Source organism: Flagellimonas meridianipacifica (assembly GCF_003001695.1).
Classification (GTDB): domain Bacteria; phylum Bacteroidota; class Bacteroidia; order Flavobacteriales; family Flavobacteriaceae; genus Flagellimonas; species Flagellimonas meridianipacifica.
Genome location: NZ_PVYX01000001.1, coordinates 1,259,894 through 1,281,980, shown reverse-complemented (window position 1 = coordinate 1,281,980; position 22,087 = coordinate 1,259,894). Strand labels below are relative to the sequence as shown.

Genomic DNA, 22,087 nt, shown 5'->3' with positions numbered 1-22,087 from the left:
TACTGTGACCAAAGTCACATATTCATCTTGGTTTTTGATTGTAATGCTATTTTCTGTTGTATGCTATTTTTCGTTTTAAGGCTTTTACAGTAATCAACCGCTTCTTGGGTACGCACAAAAAGGTTTTCCTGCCCAAGAATTTCAATTAATCCGCTGCTGTAAAATATGTCTCGAGTTGGCCCGATGGCCCCTGCAATAAGAAATTGAATACCTTGTCCACGAAGTTCACCAATGATTTGGTGAAGTGAAGCGATAGCACTGCTATCTATGTAGTTAATCGCTTCTGCATTTAGAATGACGTACTCTAGGCCCGGTTGCTTCTTTTTAATTTGGTAAAGCAGCTGCCTCTTGAAATAGTCCTTGTTTCCAAAGAAGAGTTGAGCATCGAAACGTAAAATCAATATGTTGGGAAAAGACTCTGCTTCTTCCTCAAAACGTTCCACATTCCTAAAATAATCTGTTCCCTTAATTCTTCCTAAAACCGCAATATGTGGTCTTGATATTCGATTTACCAACAAAACCAAAGAGAAAACAACCCCGAAAATGATACCTTGGGTGATTCCAATTAAAAGGGTCGTCAAAAAAGTCAGGGCAAGCAGTACAAACTCATCTTTTCTTTGTTTGAAAAGTTCAACGGGCAATTTGAAATCTATCAAACCATAAATAGCCACCAATATAATAGCTCCCAATACCGCTCTTGGTAAAAAACTAAAAATTGGGGTAAGAAAAAGCAATGTGAGTCCTACCACAATGGCACTTACTATGGAAGACAAACCTGTTTTTGCTCCCTCGTTCACATTTACCGCAGTTCTTGAAAGACCTGCATTGGCAGAATATGACTGAAAAAAGGAACCTACTATATTAGAAAAGCCCAACGCTCTAAGTTCTTGATTGGCATCGGTATAATATTCATTGCTTTTTTCTTCTACCGCTTTTGCCATGGTCATAGCTTCCGCAAATGAGATGAAGGCCAAAGTCAATGCTATGGGAAATGCTGAAACCCACTGCATGGAATCACCCTTGTGCAAAAAAAATGAGGGTAATCCCTTTGGAATATCTCCAACCAAGGAGACTTGGCCTATCTGTTCAGTAAAGAAATAAATCCCAAAAATTGACAGAACAACAACCAGCATGGCCGCAGGTAGTTTTTTGTGCAGCCACTTAAAAAAAAGAATCAGAACAATGGCCGCTACACCTATTCCTAAATCCAAAAAATTGGTTTCACTTACCTTCTGGCCAATTTCAACAACCGTTTCCAGAGTCCCTAGGGCTCGGATGTCCAATCCCAAAATGTATTTCAGCTGACTTACCGCTATGACCAATGCCGCAGCCGATGTAAATCCACTGACCACAGGACGTGATAAAAAATTGGCCAAAAAGCCCATTTTAAAAAAGCCCATAGCCAATTGAAAAAGACCAACAAATAGAGCAAGAAACAAAGCCATGGCAATATATTCTTGGGTAGTGGCCAATTTCATGGCCGCCAAACCTGAAGCAACAATAAGGGAATCCAACGCCACAGGGCCAACAGCCAGTTTTCTACTAGAGCCTGTTAAGGCGTAGACCAAATTTGGAACTAAAGCGGCATAGAGTCCATATACTGGAGGAAGTCCGGCGATGAGCGCATATGCCATACCTTGGGGAATAAGCATAATTCCGACAGTGAGTCCTGCCGAAAAATCACCTTGCAGATATTCCTTTTTGTAATTGGGCAGCCAATCCAGTATGGGAAAAAAGCGCTTGAGCATAGGCACAAAGGTAATCAGCAATACTGGAACCCTTAGTAACCCAGGTTGCAAAAGCTATAGGTCAATAATGGAGATGTGGTTTCGGTGCAGTTCAATTTTACCCAATCCCTCCAATTTCTTGAGTAATCTGGAAATGACTACCCGAGATGTATGCAAATCGTAGGCAATCTCTTGATGGGTGTTTTTAACATTCCGGTCCTTTGTGATTTCTGCCTTTTTTTTAAGATAATCCACCAAACGTTGGTCCAAATTCTTAAATGCGATTCCATCTACTGTAAGCAACAGCTCATTCAAACGGTTGTGATAGCTTTCAAAAACGAAATTGCGCCAAGAGCGGTATTTGGATATCCATTCTTCCATTTTACGAACGGGAATCATAATAAGCTCCACATCTGTTTCAGCAATGGCCCGAATCTCACTTTTTGTATCGCCAAAGCAGCAGGCCATAGTCATACTGCACGTATCTCCAGGTTCCAAATAGTAGAGCAACAACTCATCACCATTATCATCTTCCCTTAAAATTTTGATAGCCCCAGAAAGTAATAGTGGCATTCCTTTAATATATTGTCCTATTTCAATGATTTTATCCCCGGAGTGAAATGAACTGGATATGCCCACCTGCTCTATTTCCATAATTAGAGCTGGTTCAAAATAAATTCCAAAGCTTTCTTTCAAATTACTTTCCACAAAACAAATGTAGTACTATCTCGATTTAAAAAAATGATATATATTTGCAAGTGATTACTCACTTTTATGACGGATAAGCAAGAGAAAATTCTAAATGCAGCTCTGGAGTTGTTTGCGATTCATGGATACAATGCTGTCTCAACAAGCAAGATTGCCAAGGAGGCCAATGTTTCCGAGGGTTTAATATTTAGACACTTTGGTAACAAAAAGGGTCTACTTGACGCTATTTTGAATCAAGCCTATGAACGTGCAACTCTGTTGTATTCCCATATTGTTTCCGAAGAGGACCCAAAAAAGACCATTCGAGAAACTATTACTCTTCCATTTCGATTAAAAGAAAGTGAATATCATTTTTGGAAACTTCAATTTAAACTCAAATGGGAATTGGAGATTTCTGGAGCAGACAAAGTGCGGCCCCTTTTAGAAAAAATGGCCTGGGCTTTTGAAGAACTAAACTATAAGGAACCCTGTAAAGAGGCACAAACCCTTCACCACATTGGAGAAAGTATACTGGGTGGAATTCTAAGGGATGGTATTGAGACCCAAATTCCTCTTAAGGACTTTTTGCTGAAAAAGTATGACGTTTAAAAAAATTTGGAACAATTAATAAGTAAGTACTCACACATTATGAAAAAAGTAGCTTTAATAACTGGAGCATCCAGCGGAATAGGTAAAGAATTGGCGTACTGTCACGCAAAAACTGGAGCCGACTTGGTTCTTGTAGCCAGAAGCGAGGACAAGTTGGAAATGCTAAAATCCGAGCTTGAGTCCCAAGAGCAAGTTGAAGTAAAAATCATTGCGAAAGACCTTACCCTACCCAACTCCCCAGAAGAAATCCATGACGAGCTTAGCGAAGCCGGTATCCAAGTTGATTACCTTATCAATAATGCTGGTTTTGGCGGCCATGGAAAATTTCATGAACGTCCTTGGGAGAAGGATTTGGCAATGATTAACCTCAACATTACAGCTTTGACGGCATTGACCCGATTATACCTACCGGAAATGGTCAAACGAAATAGCGGAAAGATTCTTAACGTTTCTTCTACAGCCAGTTTTATGCCTGGACCACTTCAGGCGGTTTATTTTGCAACAAAGGCCTATGTCACGTATTTCAGTAATGCTTTAGCAGAAGAATTACATGACACCGAGGTCACAGTAACCAATTTGATGCCCGGCGCCACCGAAACCGAATTTGCGAGAACGTCCGGTATGGACAAAACCAATCTTTTCGATAAACCGGTTTCCGCGAAAAGTGTTGCAAAGGATGGGTACAAAGGAATGCTAGAGGGTAAGATGGACGTAATCTCCGGTTTGACAACATCACAAAAAATCATGATGAAGATGCTACCCTTTACCCCTAAAAAAGTCATTCTAACACAAATTCGACAGATGCAGGAAGTTAAATAAGAAAGGCGCCTAAAGGGCGCTTTTTCTTAAATTACTAGTTACCTCCCTGTCTAATTTTAGAATATTTATTGGAAGCTGTGTTAGGAGGCAATATATGTTTGCCCTTTTCTTCACTTACTGCTACTTTTTGAGTATTTCTTAGTGAAGAGCATCCAAAAATCGAAAGAACAAAAAATAAAACCACTATTTTTTTCATATTCGTAAAATTTGAACACCTAAAAATACGAACACCTCATCCTAAAATAAAGGAATTCTTAAATTTTGGGGTAATAATTGCGTCTTTTCTAAGGAAATTGAAAAAAGGTTTGAAATATGGTACTCTTTTACCGTTTCTCATTTTGAAAATATTCCTTTTGTTAAAAAAATGCTAATAGCATCTATTTGCCGCAACCTAAATACTCAATTCTTATCTTTGTTTATGTATTTATAAATTTTATTAAACAAAATGGATTTATTGCTAAGAGCGGAAGAGTTTGAAAAGAGGCCTATGAGCCACATGTCAACAAGCGATAGGGTAAAGGCATCCAGGGAAGCCAAGGATTTAGTACTATCCATTAATGAAATTTATAAGAAGACAAAAGACTCCAAATTAATGGAGGCGATGAAACGGATTACCATCAAAAAGAAAAAAATAGATAAAAGACTAAAGGGTAACCCTTTGGTCTAAAAAAAGATGGGGCGTTTCCGAATAAACTGCACTTCTCAAAATTGCTGTGAGATGGAATTGAAAGTTGGATTCATTTTGAGTGCGGAGCATGTTGGAGCGTCCCTTTTTATATTGCTCACGATTCCCAAAAACCCTTAAATCAGTTAGAAATGTTTGGTCTGTTCAAGAAAAAATCAGAAAAAGAGAAATTGCAAGAAAAATATGCCAAGCTTTTAAAAGAAGCTCATACACTTTCCACAACCAACAGGAAACTAAGTGATGAGAAAACCTACGAAGCCGAACAGATAATGAAACAGATAGAAAATCTTTAGAGGAACAATTTGTTTTCCAGAATTACTACTTCGGAAATCGGCTAGACTCACAGGCAAGAAATACAGCTTACAACGAAAAGTAAAGACCAAAGCGTAGTCCGAATCCAATTCGTTCTTACCAATTCGTTCAGTAAAGCATTATTCACTTTACCTTCAGAAATTAACTTGTGCTTGGGAACAAACTGAAAAAAAGTAGTTACCCATATTGCCAATACCAAAATAGAGCCTACAATGCTGAAGAAAGTGGGTTCACCGATTGAAATCATTAGATAAATACCCAATTGGATCAACATTAAGGGACCTACTATATACCCCATGGCCGCAGTGTATTTCACATGCCATTCAACCAAATTTTCTTTTGAAAAATGGGTGAAACTTGGATAGACTATCAACTGAACCATCCAAATCAGTACTAGCAATCCAAAATCCACCAAAAGGCGAAATAGACAAAGTTTCATCGCAAATACCTAGTAATTTTTGAGCTTGTTGGTTTTGTAAAAGACAAAAAATAGTCTACTAACTTTCCTTCCTGGTTAACCAAATACTTTTGAAAATTCCATTTTACACTCGAGTTTTTCTTTCCATTCAAATTTTTATTGGTTAGCCAAGTATAAAGTGGGTGCTGGTTGATTCCCTTTACATTGATTTTCTCAGTAAGCAAAAAAGTGACTCCAAAATTAAGTTCGCAAAACTGCTGAATTTCATCTGCATCACCTGGCTCTTGTTTGCCGAACTGATTGCAAGGCAGCCCTATTACAACAAGTTTTTCACTGTAATTATCACTTAACTGCTGCAGCTCCCTATATTGAGGAGTAAATCCACAGGCTGAGGCAACATTTACAAACAATATGTGCTTACCCTTAAATTGACTCAAATCAACTGTAGAACCATTCAAGGATTTGATACTTATGTCATATACAGAGATTGGCTTAAACTCTCTCGTATCAATCCCAGTTTTTATCGTATTCGTACTGTTCATATCGCCTAATTCAATTGTTGTAGTAATACTCAGAAACAAAAATACAATTTGTTTATATTTTTTTAATAATTGTTAAACAAAATAATAAGTCTATTTATGCTCTTTTGGGTTTTTCAAGTATATACAGAAAATACGAGTAATGGGTTAACCAACCAATCGACTCTTTTACCATGAAGCAAAGATTTCTTTTACTAGTTAGCCTTATCGTTGTGCTTGTTGTTCAAAGCTGCAAAATTGCTGATTTACGAACTTCTGAACTAAACCCAGATTTACCCAATCGGGAAGACAAGGCAGTACAACTTTTGGATGGTGTCATCAAAAAGTATCGCTTGGATATACTTGAAGCTTCGAAAAACTATTCATTTAAAGCCACAGACGACTGGAAAGGGCTATATGCAATCGCCAATCCTTTTCCCAAGGACAACGAACTGATGCAAATGCGCTTCAGACCCTCCTCTTTTGACGGGCAATTCAATTATCTCAAAACACGAAATAAAACCATCTTTGGTGTTCAGTCTTTTAAGAGCTACAAGATAAATGAAGAGGGAAAGGTAAGCTTCCGAAGAAAAAAAAGCATCTCTTTTACCTTACCAGCGATTCAGTATTTTTTTGAGCTTCCACTGCGCTTGAGGAACGCTCCAATCCTAAAATATGCAGGAGTCCAAGAGTTTGAGAACAAAACCTACGATTTAGTTTTTGCTACTTGGGATAAACTGAAACCTCATAAAGAGCATGACCAATACGTATTGTACATAGATAGGGAATCCGGTGACCTTTCTTTTGCTAGCTATACTGTTCGGGGAATGTACCTCCCCGTACCTCGGAGTGTATTTGGGTCCATCCGTTTTGATGGGCTGAACAAAAATGAAAATGGTATTACATATCCTAGAAAACTATATATACAATTGAACAAGTTGAAAAAACCCGAACGGACATTGCATACCCTTACTATAAGTGACCTACGCCTAAATGGTTTTCCCTTGTCCTCGCTCTATCCTGATAAAAACATTCCATATAAAGGTGACTCCAAATTGTAAAAAACCTTTGCGTAACCACTTATAGGAACAAATAGTCTATCTTGAGTATCAACTTTTCGCGTAACATGAAAAAGGGTATCTGTTTATTGATTTTTACACTTTCCTTGATTGCTGTATCATCCCAAAAAGCAGGAGCAAACTCCAAGCATGCCAAAGTTTTGTTTATTGGCAATAGCCTTACATTTTCCAATAATTTACCGGAACTGGTAAAGGAAGAAGTAAAGCAAAAAGGTATTCAATTAGAGGTTGATATGATTGCATATCCTAACTATGCACTTATCGACCATTGGGAAGATGGTAAGGCACAAAAGATGATAAAAAAAGGAAAATATGATTTTGTTCTAATACAGCAAGGACCTTCCTCCCAGAGTTATGGAAGAGAGGTCCTGTTCGATTATGGGAGACGTTTCAAGAATCTCTGTGAAACTAACCAAGGCGAACTAGTATTTTTTATGGTATGGCCATCCCAATCCTACTACTCCACGTTTGATGCTGTAGTTAAAAACCATGAAGATGCAGCAAAAGCAATCAACGCAAGAATTTGCCCCGTGGGGAAAGTCTGGAAAAAGCATTTTGACAGTACGAACGATTATTCCTATTATGGTTCAGACGGTTTTCATCCTTCCCTAAAGGGAAGCGAAGTGGCAGCGGAAACAATTGTAGCCACCTTGTTTAAAAACTAACAAAGCCGTTATCTAAGTTTGTATTTGAATTGATCATATCAACTTAGGATTGGTATAATTATCAGACTGGTTTTCCGAAGTTTGGTCCATACAAACAAATTCCTTTTCCCAATTCTGCCTTAGCTCTTTTCCATTATTCAAACATCTGATTATGCTTTAATCCCTTGGTTGTTGCAGCCAACTTTTCAATAAGTAGAATAAACAAAAGCATAAAAAATAAAAAACCCAACAAGTACAATACCTGTCGGGCTATCACTGCTCCCCCTCTTGGGCTCGAACCAAGGACCCTCTGATTAACAGTCAGATGCTCTAACCAACTGAGCTAAGGAGGAATAATTTTCCTTAAGCGGGTGCAAATATAGCAGTTTCTTTAAAAGACTACAAGCAAAAAATCACCTAAATAAATCTTTTGATGATATTCCAGATATCATTACCAAAAATCACAGCCATGAGACCCATGAGCAAGATGAAACCTACTATTTGTCCTCGTTCCAAAACCTTTTGGCTGGGAGGCCTTCCACTTACTATCTCATAGAGCAAGAACATAACATGCCCACCATCCAACGCTGGAATGGGCAATAGATTCACAAAGGCGAGCCAAACGGAAAACATGGCCAAAAAGCTCCAAAAGAAACCCCAGTTCCAAGTAGTTGGCATAAGCTCAACAATACCTATAGGGCCCTTTACCTGCTTATAGGCTCCTGTGTTCGAGTTAAAAATGACCTTGAATTGGCGCACTTGATCCGTTAAAACTTTGATTGTCCTGGTAAAACCTGCAGGAATAGCCTGCAAAAACGAAAACGAATCGGTAACACTTAGGTCCTCATAGTTTACCCCAATTCCAATTCTTGCTTCTTCGGGTACTGTAAGACCAATAGTTTGCTGCGTACCTTGACGGTCAAGAAGGATTTCAAGATTTTGGTTCGCAGAACTTCTTATTTTATCAACAACCTCATCCCAATAAGCAACTCTTTCTCCATTTACTCCGAGGATTTCATCTCCTACTTCTATTCCAGCTTCTTTAGCAATTGATGAGTCTGCAACTACCGCAATCACGGGTTTTGACCTATATAACATGAAATTTCTCCCTTGAGACTGGAAGACAATTCGCTTTCCTTCATCCGTTAATGGAATTGTCAATTCCTGTCCGTCCCGGTTTACGGTGACCTCATCTCCTAATATAATGTCCAAAACTGCTTCGTTGAAACGTTTGGATTCCTTCCCATCCACGGCAAGAATTCGGTCCCCTGTCCTCAGTCCGAGGGTTTCGCCAATAGAATCGACTTGGATACCATACTTTAGGTTTTTGGAAGGTATATAAGTATCTCCATTATTGAACAGTAGAAAGGTGTAAATTATCCACGCTAAAAGAAAGTTAACTGTAACGCCCCCCAACATAATTATCAATCTCTGCCAAGCTGGCTTACTACGAAACTCCCATGGTTTGGGTTCCTCCTTCATCTGCTCGGTGTCCATGCTCTCATCTATCATGCCAGCAATCTTCACATACCCTCCCAAAGGAAGCCATCCAATACCGTATACCGTATCGCCTATCTTCTTTTTGAAAAGCGAAAACTTGACGTCAAAAAACAAGTAGAATTTTTCAACCTTAGTCTTAAAGTATTTTGCGGGAAGAAAATGCCCAAGCTCGTGCAAAATCACCAAAATGGAGATAATTGCCACGAACATTACTATCTGTATAAAAAGACCCATTCAAATCAAATCTATCAATAAGGCCACAAAAGTAAGGTTTTAGCACTTTTAACAAAAAGATCATTTTAATCAATGAAAGCATTTAAGAAAGTTTTAGCACCCAAACCGTCCTTTTGTTTTGAGGATTTCCTTGACCGGTAGTAATTTTGTGATATGGGTTCTTTCTTTTCAAAATACAAGTTTTTTGGAGCAGTTCTTCTTGGTTTGTCAGTCGTAATTGTATACCTTTTTTACAATGCGCTCCAGCCAGAGCAAAAATTACCGATTTACCAACCCTCCATGGTAAGTCAAGAACTGGTGGACAGCACACTGCACTACAAGAAAAAGTACCATACCATTGCAGATTTTGAGTTGACCAATCAAAATGGAAATTCCATTACCCAAAGAGATTATGCGGATAAAATTTATGTGGCCGATTTCTTCTTTACCACTTGCCCAACTATATGCCCCATAATGACTAAAAACATGGCGCACATACAGGGTTCTATTTTAGATGATTCTGATGTTCTCTTGCTCTCCCACTCAGTAACACCTGATATTGATTCGGTGGCCCAGCTCAAAAAATATGCTTTGGAAAAAGGGGTGGTGGACAGTAAATGGAATCTGGTAACCGGAGATAAAAAACAGATTTATGAGCTGGCCAGAAAGTCCTATTTGGCTGTGAAAACCGATGGAGATGGAGGGCCCTATGATATGATTCATACAGAAAACTTCATTTTGGTGGACAAGGAACGAAGAATACGAGGCTTCTATGATGGAACAAATTCCGAAGAGATCGAAAAGCTTTTGAACGATTTAGAGATTTTGAAAGCCAGCTATGCGGATTGATTGAACCATTGGCGTTTTCTATTCTTTTTAACCCCTCCTTCTTTCCTTTTTCTTTACTTTTGCCTAACTTAAAATGAATCTAAATAAATTTAGTGGCCACAGTTGCTGATTTACAACCCGGACAAAAGGGTATTATCACGGAATTTGATGATGCCGTGTTACCCATTAAGTTGTTGGAGCTGGGTTGCCTTCCTGGGAATGAAGTTGAATTGGTACAAGTGGCACCTCTCAAAGACCCTATCTACATCAATCTTAGTGGAACGCATATAGCCATTAGGCGCGTTTTGGCCAATCATATTCCTGTGAGTATAGTAGATAACAAGCCTTCCTTATGAGCAAAAGCATCAATGTGGCCCTGATTGGAAATCCCAATACAGGAAAGACTTCAATTTTTAATCAGCTTACGGGGCTTAAGCAGAAAGTGGGTAACTACCCAGGCATTACTGTTGAAAAAAAGCAAGGTATTTGCAAACTGCCCAGAGGTGTCAAAGCCCATATTTTGGACCTCCCCGGAACCTACAGTCTCAATACCACATCTTTAGATGAAAGTGTGGTAGTAGAGGTTCTTCTTAATAAAAACGACAAAGATTATCCAGATGTAGCTGTAGTAATTACCGATGTGGAAAATCTAAAACGGAATCTTTTGTTGTTTACACAAATAAAAGACCTTCGCATACCTACTATCCTAGTCATCAACATGGCGGACCGAATGTCCAGAAAAGGTATTTCTGTGGACATCGAGGCCATGGAAAAAAAACTGGACACCAAAATTGCTTTAGTAAGCACACGAACTGGCAAGGGTGTAACCTACGTCAAAGAATTAATTGCCAATTACAGAAGCTTATTGGCACAACCCAATCTAGATACTTCCAGAATAGCTCCAGAATATTTTGCAAGGTTGAAGCAAGCTTTCCCAAAGGAAGACATATATAAACTATGGCTGGTTATTACTCAGGATGTCAATTTCATGCCAATCGAAAAGAAACGTATTCAGGATGCGACTTCCTTTTCCACCAAATCCAAGGAAGATCTTAAAAAACTCCAACATCGAGAAACTGTACTTCGCTATCAGTTTATCAACGCCACCTTAAAAGACACCTACAAAGTAGATTTGCAGGCTGCCACTGGTTTAAGGGCTAATTTGGATAAGATTCTGACCCATAAAATATTTGGGTACGTTATTTTCTTTTTGATTTTATTGCTGATTTTCCAAGCGATTTTTGAATGGAGCACTTATCCCAGTGATTTTATTGACGAACAGTTTTCTTTAGTTAGTGATTGGCTAAAAAATACGCTCCCTTCGGGAATCTTAACAGACCTGTTGGCAGAGGGAGTCATTGCAGGAATTGGTGGTATTGCCGTTTTTATACCACAAATTGCCTTCTTATTCCTGTTTATCTCGCTCTTGGAGGAAAGTGGTTATATGAGCCGCGTGGTATTTTTAATGGATAGATTGATGCGCCCCTTCGGTTTGAGTGGAAAAAGCGTGGTTCCTTTAATTTCTGGAACCGCGTGTGCTATTCCAGCAGTTATGGCCACCCGTACCATTGAAAGTTGGAAGGAACGTCTAATCACTATTTTGGTTACGCCTTTTACCACTTGTTCCGCAAGGTTACCTGTCTATTTGATACTCATCGCCTTGGTAATCCCTGAGGGAAGTTTCTTGGGGCTAAGTTATCAGGCACTCACCTTGATGTTACTCTATCTTTTGGGGTTTGGTATGGCCATCTTTTCGGCGATGGTTTTGAACAGGGTTCTGAAAATAAAAAGCCGTACCCTATTTATTGCAGAAATGCCTACGTATCGTCTGCCTCTTGTTAAGAATGTAGGGTATACAGTTTTGGAAAAGACCAAAAGTTTTGTGGTAGGTGCGGGTAAAATCATTTTGGCCATTGCAATAATTCTCTGGTTCTTGGGCTCAAACGGATATTCGGAGGATTTTAAAAATGCCGAGACCATTGTTTCTGAGCGAATCGAAAAACAAGGGCTCTCACCATACAGTAAAAACTATATCAAAAACAATATTGATTTATATGTAAAGAGTACCCCATTGAGCATCACTGGTGGAGAAAAAGCCGTAAGTATTCGTGCTATTCAAGATTCTGTTCGAGTCATGACCAAAATCCTTACAGAAAGTGCTATGCAACAGGAAGTGGCCAGTTATCGCTTGGAACATTCCTATATGGGTTGCGCAGGGAAAGCCATAGAACCTCTGGTTAAACCATTGGGCTACGATTGGAAAATTGGAATCGCGGTATTGACCTCCTTTGCAGCCCGTGAGGTATTTGTAGGGACTTTGGCAACAATTTATAGTGTTGGTAGTGATCAAGAAGACACAATTAAGAATAGAATGGCAGCTGAACTGGACGAATCGGGAAAGAAACCATTGTTCAATTTAGCATCCGGTATTTCTTTAATGCTATTTTATGCCTTTGCCATGCAGTGTATGAGCACACTTGCCGTTGTTAAAAAAGAGACCAATTCTTGGAAATGGCCATTGCTCCAGCTTCTATTTATGAGCACTTTTGCGTACCTTGTTGCTTTAATGGCCTTCCAACTTTTAAAATAATATGGAGTTATTGCAAAACATATTGGCCTATTTAATCCTTGCTACTGCCATAGGGTATTTGGTATGGAAGTTTTTTCTTCCCAAATCCTTGGTGGGCTCCAAAAAAGCAAGTTCAAAGTCCTGTGGGCAGGACGACTGTGGGTGTTAATGTTTCACCATCACCCAAAATGCATTGCATTTTGTTTTGAAAAAGATATTCTTCTTCGTAACCTTTTTGTAATTCTCGGTTATATAAGGTAAACCAAACCTTTATAAAATGAAACATAAAGTAAGTTGCCTTATTCTAGGCTTAGTAACTCTTCTAGCTTGCCAAGAACAAAAAAAAGAGAATCAAAACAAAGTCTTAAAATCCAATCAAAATCAAGTCAACTATAAGATTGGAAATGGCTCAAATCGGATTTGGGGAGTTGATCCCGATCTAAAACCAGACAGAATGCATGTAGACACCAAAAATGGAAATCCAACCAAAGTGGTGTTTACCTCAGACATTGACACGGCTGTTTTTCATATCAGATTACATGATACCATCAACTTTCAGATAGAAGCTCTTGGAATGGAACCAGCCATTACGCAGCTTGTGGGTGTACCAAGAAATGTAACATTCAGTAAAGAATACATAAAAGCCAACAGAGGAAAGCTAAGAGTGGAAATTCCCGAAGTTCATGAGTTGGCCAAAATTATGGTAGCCATCTCGGATGTTGGTAGTATTGATAGTAATATGACCCAGATGAATACCCCCTACCATAAAGAAGTTGTGGAATACTTTCAACCTTACAAGGAACATGATGCCATTAAATTGATAAATGAGAATATTCCAGAACTATATGATGAGGATGGTTATTGGTATTATTATGCATTAAAAATGAACGCCTGCGGATATTTTTTCAATGCAAAGAATAAGATAACGGATGATGGGATTATTCACAATATGGGATTTCAAAGCCCCAAAAATCCTTTCATTGAAAACAAGAAGGTTTTTGAAGATTTTGCAGAAACATCCAACTTCAGGTTATTCTTTAAGAATCACCAGTCTTATTACAAAGAACTTGTTGAAACTTACAAAACTTTAAATCCTATTGGTCAAATGCAGCAATGGTTGGAGGATAAATTTGGATTTACATATGGTAGCTATGTCGTTTACTTCTCCCCACTATCCGGTGGAGCACATAGTGCACAGAAGTTTGAGGACAATGGTTTCAAATTGTCCGCCATGTTTGTTATGCCCTCCCGAAGAAATCCTAAATATTCCAATGCCATCAACGAAATGAAATCATCTCGGGTGGTATTTACCGAGATTGACCACAATTTTGTCAATCCAGTTTCAGACACTATGGTCGGTGAAATAGACATGGCTTTTCAGGATTTAGATAAATGGGTAAGACGTGATAAGTTCAATAGGAACTACAAAAACAGATATGCCGTTTTCAATGAATACATGACTTGGGGTGTATTCTCTCTTTACTGTATGGACTTTTTCACCGAAGATGAAGTATCTGAATTTCTTGATATTATGGAAAATCAAATGGAAACCTCAAGGGGTTTTATCCATTTTAAGGAATTTAACCGTCAATTGATGGCTCTTTACAAAGAAAATCCAGCAATTTCCATGAGCCAGCTCTATCTTGAAATCCTGGAATGGAGTAAAAAACAATAGAAATACCAGGCTGGCAGCTTTAATTTTATTTTTTTTTTGCGCCCGCTGTAACCTTTTCTTTTTTTCTGACTATACAGAGTAGAAGACTAACAAAAACCAACTTTTGGAGACCTTGACAGACGAAATCATCATGCAAAAAGTAGCCCAGGGAAATCTGGATTTATTAAAACTACTTTTTGATAGACATCACAAACACGTCTATAATTTTTTGTACAAAATGTCTGGCGACCGAATGTTGAGTGAAGATCTTACACAGGATGTTTTTTATAAAGTGATAAAGTATCGTGGCACCTATAAAAACGGTTCGTATGTTTCTTGGTTGTTCACCATAGCCAGAAACAGCCTGAAAACACACTTCACCAGAAATCAGCATAATCATGATGATATAGAAGTGTTGGAATACAAACCGGTGGAGTCAGAAAACATCACGGCCCAAGAAGATTATTCGCATTTACAGAATGTGTTGAACCAATTGGACCCTTCGGACAGGGAATTGATTATCCTGAACCGATTTAAAGAGGTCAAATATGAGGAACTGGCCGAAATCGTGGGAAGTACCCCGGGAGCGGTTAAGACCAGAGTATGCAGAGTATTGAAAAAAGTAAAACAAATGTATTTGGAAACCATATAGTCATGAAAAGAGACCGTATCGATGAGTTGTTGCCCGAGTATCTGGACAACACCATCTCCGAAAAAGATAGAGTTGAATTGGAAGCCTATTTGGCCCGATCAGAAGAAGGAAGGAAAGAGTTGGAAGAGATGAAGACACTTTTTGAGGCCTTCGAAAAAGAGGAGACCACAGTTCCTTCAAATAGCCTTAGAATGCAGTTTGAAGAAGCTTTGGAAGCTGAAAAAAGTAAGTCTGGCAAGGTAATTCCTTTGGAATCAAAAGAGAAAAAGTCGTCTTGGGCATCCAATGTGCTTAAGATTGCGGCCAGCATAGCGCTTCTGGTAACCTCGTTCCAGATTGGAAGTGTTTTTCAGCAAAAAAAGGTAGATGGAAATATTGCCTCGCTAGAAAATGAAACCCTACAAATGAAGCAAACCGTAATGCTTTCATTGATGGAAAATCAATCGGCCAGTAAGCGTATCCAAGGGGTAAATTATATTGAAGAAATCCCCAATCCAGATGACGCTGTAGTCGATGCTTTAGCCAAACGCATGCTCAATGATGAAAATGATAATGTAAGATTGACGGCTTTTGAAGCACTTTCGAGATTCTCTTCCTCTGAGAAAGTTAAAGAAGTATTTATGGAAGCCTTAAGCAAGGAAAAAAATCCCAGTATACAAATTGTAATCATTCAAGTGTTGGTACAGATGCAGGAAAAGAAAGCCATTGGCCCCATGCAGCGATTGCTTGAGCAGGAGGATACACAACCTTTCATCAAAGAACAGATAAAGACAGGATTACCAAAAATTATATAAATATCAAAAAACGAAAATCATGAAAAATTCAATTATTCTTTTAGCGGCGTGTTTGATGGCCAATTTCAGCCAAGCGCAGGACGGTTACACCAAGTCCTTAAGTGGTGTGGAGTGGGTAAAAATCGAATCCAAATCTGACATTATAGTCAGAACCCATAGTAAAAATGAGCTTCTAATCAAGGCCAATAGTAACTCGGAAGTATCAGAAAGGGCCAAAGGGCTTAGACTGGTTGGAGAAGGAGGAGAAGACAATACCGATGTTGGTTTTTATGTGGTGCAGGATGGCAACACACTTCTTGTAAAAAATCTCAGGAAGAATGAAACTGCACGAATCTTTCTTCCCAAAGACCAAAACGTTTCGGTAAAAAGTACCTGGAACGGAGATATCGATGTGGACGGTTTCTCTGGAGAAGTTGAAGCAAATGCTCGTCTAAATGGAAGTGTAGATCTCCGAAATGTGAACGGTCCGGTTACGGCAAATGCACTGAATGGCGACATAGACGTCTTTTTCAACACGGTTACTCAAGACTCTCCAATTTCGATTTATACAACAAACGGCGCGGTCGATGTCTCAATGCCATCCAATACGCCTGCCCAACTGTCCTTAAGCTCTACAAACGGCGAAATCTATAGCAATTTCGATTTAAAGCGGGAAGAAAAAGAAGGGTTGAAGTCGTACTCCAGAAAAAGCGTAAAAGCTAGCATCAACAATGGAGGGGTGAACATTTCCCTTAAGTCCACCAATGGGAACATTTACCTGAGAAAAAAATAACAATCAAACAACGAACAGTCATGAAAAAAAACAAAGCCTTTTTTTTAATAGTATTCACTTTATTTGGATTCTCTATTGGGCTATCACAAGTAAATAGTACAGACAATGATTCTTGTAAATCTTTGCTTGCTGCCATTGAGAAAAATGATTCAACCAAGGTTGCGCAACTCCTTGAAACTACTGACCCTAATTGTATGTGCAGATGGAACAGTGACCCCAGAACACCTCTAGTTTTGGCAGGAAGAATGGGAAATCTAAAAATTGTAAAGCAATTGATAGCTTCAGGTGCAGATGTAAAATTCCATGTTAAAGGAGACGAAACCCCTTTGATGGCCGCTGCACTAAATGACAACGTAGCACTTGTAGACTATTTGATAAAACAAGGAGCTATTATTAACAAAGAGCTTTCTGGTGATGGCACAGCACTTTTGATTGCAGCAAGAGAAGGCAATTATGCGGTTGTAAACTATCTTATTGAAAATGGAGCTAAAGTCAATGCCATAGTAATTGGAGATGGCACCGCATTGATACAGGCTGCAAAGAATGGACACCAAAAGGTAGCGGAACTTTTGTTGAAGAACGGGGCAGACCCAAAACTAGAGGCTCCTGGAGATGAAAACCCTATGTACCATGCTCTTGCCTCTAATGACGAGGAAATGATTTCCCTATTAAGAAAGTACTTGTAAGAAAGCTTATTGCACCAAAAAACGAACAATCATGAAAACAAACATCCTCTTTTTGGCCACGACATTATTGGCCCTTACCGTAAAAGGTCAGAAAATCATTGAAAAAAACATCAACTATACTGGACAGACCATTAGTCTTGAGGTAAAGTTTGCATCGGAAATAGAAGTAAAGACCTGGGATAAGTCCACTATATATTTTAAAGCGGATATTCAAACGGATCAAGGAAAATATCTTGACCTATACTCCTTGGATGTAAATGAAAGCAACGGTTATGTTTCCATATCATCTGAAGCAAAGCAAGTATTTAAAGCCTTTCACAAGGAAAGGGAACAAAGCGGAAGAAAACGATATTATTATACGGATGATATGTATGAGTTCAACTATGTGCTCTATGTCCCCAAAAATGCCACATTTAGGGTAGAAAGTATAAACGGTAGCTTAAACGCAGAAATCATTGATGGGAATTTTACCGCTGATTTGATAAACGGCGACATTGAAATCAAAAAATACGAAGGGGATTTGGACCTAAAGACGATTAATGGAGAAATTGATTTATCTGTCGGGAAATCCAATTTAATGGCGGAGACCATTCACGGACAAATCTATGCAGATGAAAAAATGAACTTGCAAGTAACTGACAGACATGTTGGTCAAAAAGTTATGGCAAGTGTCGCCAACGCCACCAATACCCTTCGGCTCAATACCATTAATGGTAATATGTATCTGAGGTTATAATATTTGAAGTAGAAGCAACACCCAACCTAGAACCAATAAAAGGCCTCCCAGTGGGGTTATCGGTCCAAGGAATTTAAGTTTTCTTCCTGCTGAAGAGCTTAAAACCAAGCCATAAATACTGAATGAGAACAGAAAGGTTCCAAGTATGAAGCAAAACACCATATAATTTTGAAGTGCTTCGCCAAAGTCTAGGAAAAATCCTAGGGATACCAAAAGAATGGCATGATACATCTGATATTTGACCCCGGTTTCAAAACTTTGAAGTTGTTCCTGGGTCAATTTCTTTTTTAGGGCATGTGCTCCAAAAGCACCAAAAATCACCGCTAGAAGCCCGTACACTGCGCCAAAAAATTGGACAAGTTCACTGGAGACCATACCTAAAAATAGATACTTATTTTATCATCTGAAGTAATTTTAAAGGCACAATCTTCATACTTTGGTGGGCCAAAGGTTCGCATTTTTGCTTTTGAGAATGCTACTTTTTCCTTTGGAATCCCTAGCCAATTGGTGTCCAAGGCATTGTTACCGTTTTTATCATGAAATAGTGCAATGGCATATTCGCCTTCTGGCACATCCTCAAATGTCAATGTTATCATTCCCTCTTTGGCAGAAGTACTTCCACTCTTGGCCACCTCTTCAAATTTCAAAAAAGAAGAAGCGGAATCATACATGGCCACACTTACCTTTCCTTCGGAAGAGGGTACATTGTATACCGTCACGGAAAGAGTATGTTGTGAAATAGCAAAAACCGGAAGAAGCAAGAAAAACAACAAAAGGGTTCTCATGAATATTGAATTACTAAGTAGGATAAACACATATACAATGCCAAAATTACTTCTGTTGTTCGAATTTAAGCACTAGTTTTTCATTTAAATCCCCATATACTTTTTGTGTCAGTAAACTATCACTGAAATTCAGAAATACTTTTAGTGAATCATTATGCACCAAGCGTATTTTTTGTTGCCTTAAATCATCTACAAAAACGTACACTTTGGATTGGGTTAGGGAATCCTGAAAGACCCCTTTTTCTTTTTCCATCCAGGAAAAGCCATGGGAGCGCTCCATTTCTGGGATTCTCTTCACAAAAGAGATACTATCAATCTCTGAAATGGGAATCTTTAAGTGATAAATCCCGGAGGTAATACTTAGCTCTCCCTCCTCAATGGAATGCCAATTCTTATAATGCATCACAAAAGCAGATGCACAAAAAACAAGGGTAAGAACGATCAGTACGTTCCATAACCAATGTCTTTTCTTATTACTCATTTTCTATATCGGTCCTGTATTTATCAAACCAAGCGACCGTGTTCGCTATTTTGGTAATCAAGTTACTTGGCCTACTGGCTATTCCATGACTTGCGCCTGGAATCTCCACCAAAACTGTTTCAATTTTTCGCAGCTTCAAGGCATGGTACAATTGTTTTGCTTCACTCGGCGGAGTTCGCAAATCGTTCATTCCAACCATCACCATTGTTGGTGTCTCTATATTACCAACGAGGGATATTGGTGAAAATTTCCAGTACCCTTCAAAATTTTCCCAAGGTTGACCAGGATATCTCGTATTGGCATATCCAAAGTAATTATCCGCCACCAAGGTTTTACTAATCCAATTCATCACGGGTTTGGCCACAACAGCTGCCTCAAAGCGATTGTTTTTTCCTATCATCCAAGCACTCATAATTCCACCTGCACTACCTCCAGTTACAAAAAGTTGGTCTTCATGAGCTATTCCCATTTTAATGCAATGGTCCACTCCGTCCATCACATCATTATAATCCTGACCTGGGTAATTGTTGAGAAGCAAGTTTCCAAATTCTTCACCGTAACTTGTGCTTCCTCTTGGATTTGGATAAAAAACGACATATCCTGCTGAAGCATATAACTGCATCTCAGCGGAAAAACGGTCCCCGTAATTCAAAATGGGACCCCCATGGTTTTCAACCATAAAAGGATATTTTTTGTTTTTATCATAATTTGGAGGGTATACCACCCATCCCTGAATATCGCGTCCATCATAGGAAGATTTATACCAAACTTCCTCAACCTCACCCAAGGTTCTGTATTCCAATAAGGGTTGATTCAAGGCAGTAACTTTCCGAGCTGTCTTACTTTTACCTCCTATGGTTGCCAACTCAGCCGGATAGTTGGGCCTAGACTGGGTAAAAGCAATTGTGCCGTTTTTTGAAACTGTAAAAGAACCTCCCCCATACGGTCTGCCCAAAGAAGTTCCTCCAACGTTATCTGCTAATTTAGATACTTCCCCATCCAAGGAAATATGTCCCACTTTCCCATTGCCTTTGTCATCATAGGAAATGTAAAGCCCAGCACTTTTAGCATCCCATTGGATATTGGAGATGGTTCGGTCCAGATTTCCGGAAACCATACGTTTTCCAGAACCATCTGAGTTCATAATATGCAACTTCCTAGTTTGGAAGGCTTCATACTTGTCCTCGTACCCCAAGTAGGCAATATATTTTCCGTTTGGGGATACCTTTGGGGAATAATCTGGCCCATCCCTTTCGGTTAAAGCTTCAATGGTTCCACTCTCTGCATCTACGGAATAGACTTCACTATTTCGAAAACGATATTCCCAATCGGGCACTCGATTGGCGGAAAAATAAATCTTGCTCCCATCAACGCTCCATGACAAAGTTCCTCTATGGTGATAGTCCCCAGAGGTAAGCTGTCTTATGGCCCCACCTTCTGCCGAAACCTTAAAAATATGGTTGAACCCAGGCTTGATGTATCCTCGGCCATCAGCCTCATGGTAAACCCTGTCCGTAATCCTAGGGGCATCGGCCCATTTGGCTCCTTTCGGTTTTTTTGGAATTTTGGCACTTACGGGAGGGGCTTGGGGTACATTCATGGAAAATGCCAGAGATTTTCCATCCGGGGACCAGGTCAACGAACTTGGGCCAAAAGGAAGCTGGGTTAATTTAGCTACCTTTCCATTGGCTACCCAATACATATATATTTCAGAACCATTTTCCGTACTGCTGGAAAAGGCAATCCTATCTCCATTGGGTGACCACCTTGCGCTGCTTTCATTCACTTCGCGAGTAGTCAGTTTTTGATGTTGGCCGCCATCACTTTTAACCAACCAAAGATTCCCCACCGAACGGTCTTTCATGATATCAAAACTCATTCTTCGATATACCACCCATTCTCCATTTGGAGATATTTGTGGGTCGGATACATACTGAAGATCAAATACATCCAAATATGAAAAGTTAGGTTTTTGGGCAACTGAAAATTGCATCGCCAACATTGCGGATAACAGACAAAGAAGTGCTCTCATGGTCTTAATTTTTAAGATTTCTAAAGGTAATGGAAAGCATCGTTCTCAACAACATTTCTTATCCTATGTAATTTGTATGATAACTTGCTATATTTATCAGGAAACCCACCCAACCATGCTTAAAGTATTCCGAAGAATTAGAAAAGGGCTTCTTTCCGAGAAAAAGTTCTCCAGTTATCTTCTTTATGCCATCGGGGAGATTATTTTGGTCGTCATAGGGATTCTGATTGCCCTTCAAATCAATAACTATAGCGAACAGAGCAAGCAAAGAAAGCAAGAACGATTACTATTGTCCAACCTTTCAAATGATGTGGAATTGGATATTCAGCAAATTGAAAACAATACCAAACTGTCTCGTGAAAGGCTTAAACGATTGGACAGCCTTGTTCAGCTTTTAAAAAACCCTGAAAGCATTGATAAAGGAAGTTTTATCAGACGGTCGTACGAGTTTGTTTTTGACCAATACTTCAAAAGCAATAGTGGCATTTTTGATGAAGCCGTATCCTCTGGTAAAATGAGTTTTGTGCAGAATGAGGCATTGAGACAGGACATTTTCAACTATTACAGAAATGCCAAGGAAACATATACCGATGGTACAACAAGACAAATCACTGATGAGTACATTACCCCTTTGTTGGTTGAGCATGTTTACCTCAATCAAGAAGGTCTTGCAATGCTTGGACTTAATTTAGAGGATATATCCACCCTGAAAAGTCTCGATGCAAATACGCTTGCCCAAAACAGGGAATATTGGAAAATGGTACTACTGAAATTTGGAGGAAACCAGGAGCAAATTGTTAGGTGGAACGCCATAAAGGAAAGGGCCGAAGAGTTGAAGCAAAGTATAGATTTAGAGCTCGAAAAAATATAGCTTTATTCTGTTTTTT

26 protein-coding genes and 1 tRNA gene are annotated in these 22,087 nt (G+C 39.1%); 16 read left to right on the top strand and 11 right to left on the bottom strand.

Annotation, left to right across the window (positions count from 1 at the left end; translation table 11 throughout):
- Positions 1–14 precede the first annotated feature (14 nt).
- Both CLV81_RS05780 and CLV81_RS05775 read right to left on the bottom strand, forming a co-directional pair.
- Entirely contained in the window at positions 15–1,748 is a 1,734-nt protein-coding gene (locus tag CLV81_RS05780) for a SulP family inorganic anion transporter (RefSeq protein WP_106144088.1), read from the bottom strand.
- A 54-nt stretch (positions 1,749–1,802) separates the two neighbouring features.
- A complete protein-coding gene (locus tag CLV81_RS05775; RefSeq protein ID WP_417935411.1) occupies positions 1,803–2,381 on the bottom strand; it encodes a Crp/Fnr family transcriptional regulator in 579 nt (192 codons plus the stop codon).
- 120 nt (positions 2,382–2,501) lie between these two features.
- Here CLV81_RS05775 and CLV81_RS05770 point away from each other — a divergent pair, with 120 nt between their 5' ends.
- The 4 genes from CLV81_RS05770 to CLV81_RS05755 all read left to right on the top strand — a co-directional run bounded on the left by CLV81_RS05770 (position 2,502) and on the right by CLV81_RS05755 (position 4,820).
- Positions 2,502–3,023 (top strand): TetR/AcrR family transcriptional regulator, encoded by a 522-nt coding sequence (locus CLV81_RS05770; protein ID WP_106144086.1) that lies wholly within the window; start codon positions 2,502–2,504, stop codon positions 3,021–3,023.
- Between the two features lie 39 nt (positions 3,024–3,062).
- Entirely contained in the window at positions 3,063–3,842 is a 780-nt protein-coding gene (locus tag CLV81_RS05765) for an SDR family NAD(P)-dependent oxidoreductase (RefSeq protein ID WP_106144085.1), read from the top strand.
- Between the two features lie 445 nt (positions 3,843–4,287).
- The gene (locus CLV81_RS05760) at positions 4,288–4,509 is read left to right on the top strand and encodes a hypothetical protein (RefSeq protein WP_106144084.1); all 222 of its coding nucleotides are present in this window, start codon (positions 4,288–4,290) and stop codon (positions 4,507–4,509) included.
- Between the two features lie 149 nt (positions 4,510–4,658).
- Positions 4,659–4,820, top strand: a complete 162-nt coding sequence (locus CLV81_RS05755) for a Lacal_2735 family protein (RefSeq protein WP_106144083.1) — start codon at positions 4,659–4,661, stop codon at positions 4,818–4,820.
- Between the two features lie 47 nt (positions 4,821–4,867).
- On the opposite strand, the gene CLV81_RS05750 is transcribed toward CLV81_RS05755, so the two are convergent.
- Positions 4,868–5,278 (bottom strand): hypothetical protein, encoded by a 411-nt coding sequence (locus CLV81_RS05750; RefSeq protein ID WP_106144082.1) that lies wholly within the window; start codon positions 5,276–5,278, stop codon positions 4,868–4,870.
- Complete coding sequence (locus CLV81_RS05745) at positions 5,275–5,799, bottom strand: glutathione peroxidase (protein ID WP_106144081.1); 525 nt, start codon at positions 5,797–5,799, stop codon at positions 5,275–5,277. Before CLV81_RS05745 ends, CLV81_RS05750 begins: the two co-directional genes overlap by 4 nt.
- 170 nt (positions 5,800–5,969) lie before the next feature.
- On the opposite strand from CLV81_RS05745, the gene CLV81_RS05740 reads away from it, so the two are divergent.
- Together CLV81_RS05740 and CLV81_RS05735 are read left to right on the top strand one after the other, a co-directional pair.
- On the top strand, positions 5,970–6,836 hold the full coding sequence (locus CLV81_RS05740; protein WP_106144080.1) for a DUF6503 family protein: 867 nt from the start codon (positions 5,970–5,972) through the stop codon (positions 6,834–6,836).
- Positions 6,837–6,901: 65 nt separating this feature from the next.
- On the top strand, positions 6,902–7,519 hold the full coding sequence (locus CLV81_RS05735; RefSeq protein ID WP_106144079.1) for an SGNH/GDSL hydrolase family protein: 618 nt from the start codon (positions 6,902–6,904) through the stop codon (positions 7,517–7,519).
- A gap of 33 nt (positions 7,520–7,552) precedes the next feature.
- Here CLV81_RS05735 and CLV81_RS20905 read toward each other — a convergent pair whose 3' ends face one another.
- The 3 genes from CLV81_RS20905 to rseP all read right to left on the bottom strand — a co-directional run bounded on the left by CLV81_RS20905 (position 7,553) and on the right by rseP (position 9,232).
- Positions 7,553–7,660 carry a DUF7009 family protein gene (locus CLV81_RS20905; RefSeq protein WP_417935410.1) on the bottom strand — a complete coding sequence of 36 codons (108 nt, stop codon included), beginning with the start codon at positions 7,658–7,660 and terminating at the stop codon, positions 7,553–7,555.
- A 117-nt stretch (positions 7,661–7,777) separates the two neighbouring features.
- Positions 7,778–7,851: transfer RNA gene (locus tag CLV81_RS05730), tRNA-Asn, on the bottom strand.
- Positions 7,852–7,915: 64 nt separating this feature from the next.
- Positions 7,916–9,232, bottom strand: coding sequence for an RIP metalloprotease RseP (gene rseP / locus CLV81_RS05725; protein WP_106144078.1), 1,317 nt, complete (start codon positions 9,230–9,232; stop codon positions 7,916–7,918).
- 153 nt (positions 9,233–9,385) lie between these two features.
- Here rseP and CLV81_RS05720 point away from each other — a divergent pair, with 153 nt between their 5' ends.
- The 9 genes from CLV81_RS05720 to CLV81_RS05680 all read left to right on the top strand — a co-directional run bounded on the left by CLV81_RS05720 (position 9,386) and on the right by CLV81_RS05680 (position 17,902).
- Positions 9,386–10,060: an SCO family protein gene (locus CLV81_RS05720; protein WP_106144077.1), complete on the top strand. Its 675-nt coding sequence runs from the start codon at positions 9,386–9,388 to the stop codon at positions 10,058–10,060.
- A gap of 92 nt (positions 10,061–10,152) precedes the next feature.
- Positions 10,153–10,395, top strand: a complete 243-nt coding sequence (locus CLV81_RS05715) for a FeoA family protein (protein WP_106144076.1) — start codon at positions 10,153–10,155, stop codon at positions 10,393–10,395.
- Complete coding sequence (gene feoB, locus CLV81_RS05710) at positions 10,392–12,629, top strand: ferrous iron transport protein B (RefSeq protein ID WP_106144075.1); 2,238 nt, start codon at positions 10,392–10,394, stop codon at positions 12,627–12,629. The genes CLV81_RS05715 and feoB overlap by 4 nt, the downstream gene beginning before the upstream one ends.
- A 256-nt stretch (positions 12,630–12,885) precedes the next feature.
- Complete coding sequence (locus CLV81_RS05705) at positions 12,886–14,283, top strand: DUF4932 domain-containing protein (protein WP_106144074.1); 1,398 nt, start codon at positions 12,886–12,888, stop codon at positions 14,281–14,283.
- Between the two features lie 103 nt (positions 14,284–14,386).
- Positions 14,387–14,914: an RNA polymerase sigma factor gene (locus CLV81_RS05700; protein WP_146129833.1), complete on the top strand. Its 528-nt coding sequence runs from the start codon at positions 14,387–14,389 to the stop codon at positions 14,912–14,914.
- A gap of 2 nt (positions 14,915–14,916) precedes the next feature.
- Entirely contained in the window at positions 14,917–15,708 is a 792-nt protein-coding gene (locus CLV81_RS05695; RefSeq protein WP_158259076.1) for a HEAT repeat domain-containing protein, read from the top strand.
- A gap of 19 nt (positions 15,709–15,727) precedes the next feature.
- A complete protein-coding gene (locus CLV81_RS05690; protein ID WP_106144071.1) occupies positions 15,728–16,480 on the top strand; it encodes a DUF4097 family beta strand repeat-containing protein in 753 nt (250 codons plus the stop codon).
- 20 nt (positions 16,481–16,500) lie between these two features.
- Positions 16,501–17,166 carry an ankyrin repeat domain-containing protein gene (locus CLV81_RS05685; RefSeq protein WP_106144070.1) on the top strand — a complete coding sequence of 222 codons (666 nt, stop codon included), beginning with the start codon at positions 16,501–16,503 and terminating at the stop codon, positions 17,164–17,166.
- Between the two features lie 31 nt (positions 17,167–17,197).
- The gene (locus CLV81_RS05680; RefSeq protein WP_106144069.1) at positions 17,198–17,902 is read left to right on the top strand and encodes a DUF4097 family beta strand repeat-containing protein; all 705 of its coding nucleotides are present in this window, start codon (positions 17,198–17,200) and stop codon (positions 17,900–17,902) included.
- Here the strand turns inward: CLV81_RS05680 and CLV81_RS05675 are convergent.
- The 4 genes from CLV81_RS05675 to CLV81_RS05660 are packed head-to-tail and all read right to left on the bottom strand — an operon-like array spanning position 17,897 to position 21,200.
- Positions 17,897–18,277, bottom strand: a complete 381-nt coding sequence (locus tag CLV81_RS05675) for a DUF423 domain-containing protein (RefSeq protein WP_106144068.1) — start codon at positions 18,275–18,277, stop codon at positions 17,897–17,899. The genes CLV81_RS05680 and CLV81_RS05675 overlap by 6 nt on opposite strands.
- Positions 18,278–18,279: 2 nt before the next feature.
- Positions 18,280–18,687, bottom strand: coding sequence for a DUF2141 domain-containing protein (locus tag CLV81_RS05670; protein WP_106144067.1), 408 nt, complete (start codon positions 18,685–18,687; stop codon positions 18,280–18,282).
- Positions 18,688–18,733: 46 nt separating this feature from the next.
- Complete coding sequence (locus tag CLV81_RS05665) at positions 18,734–19,168, bottom strand: PH domain-containing protein (protein ID WP_106144066.1); 435 nt, start codon at positions 19,166–19,168, stop codon at positions 18,734–18,736.
- A complete protein-coding gene (locus CLV81_RS05660) occupies positions 19,161–21,200 on the bottom strand; it encodes a S9 family peptidase (RefSeq protein ID WP_106144065.1) in 2,040 nt (679 codons plus the stop codon). The genes CLV81_RS05665 and CLV81_RS05660 overlap by 8 nt, the downstream gene beginning before the upstream one ends.
- 115 nt (positions 21,201–21,315) lie before the next feature.
- Between CLV81_RS05660 and CLV81_RS05655 the strand changes: the two genes are divergently transcribed.
- Positions 21,316–22,071: a DUF6090 family protein gene (locus tag CLV81_RS05655; protein ID WP_146129832.1), complete on the top strand. Its 756-nt coding sequence runs from the start codon at positions 21,316–21,318 to the stop codon at positions 22,069–22,071.
- Positions 22,072–22,087 lie beyond the last annotated feature (16 nt).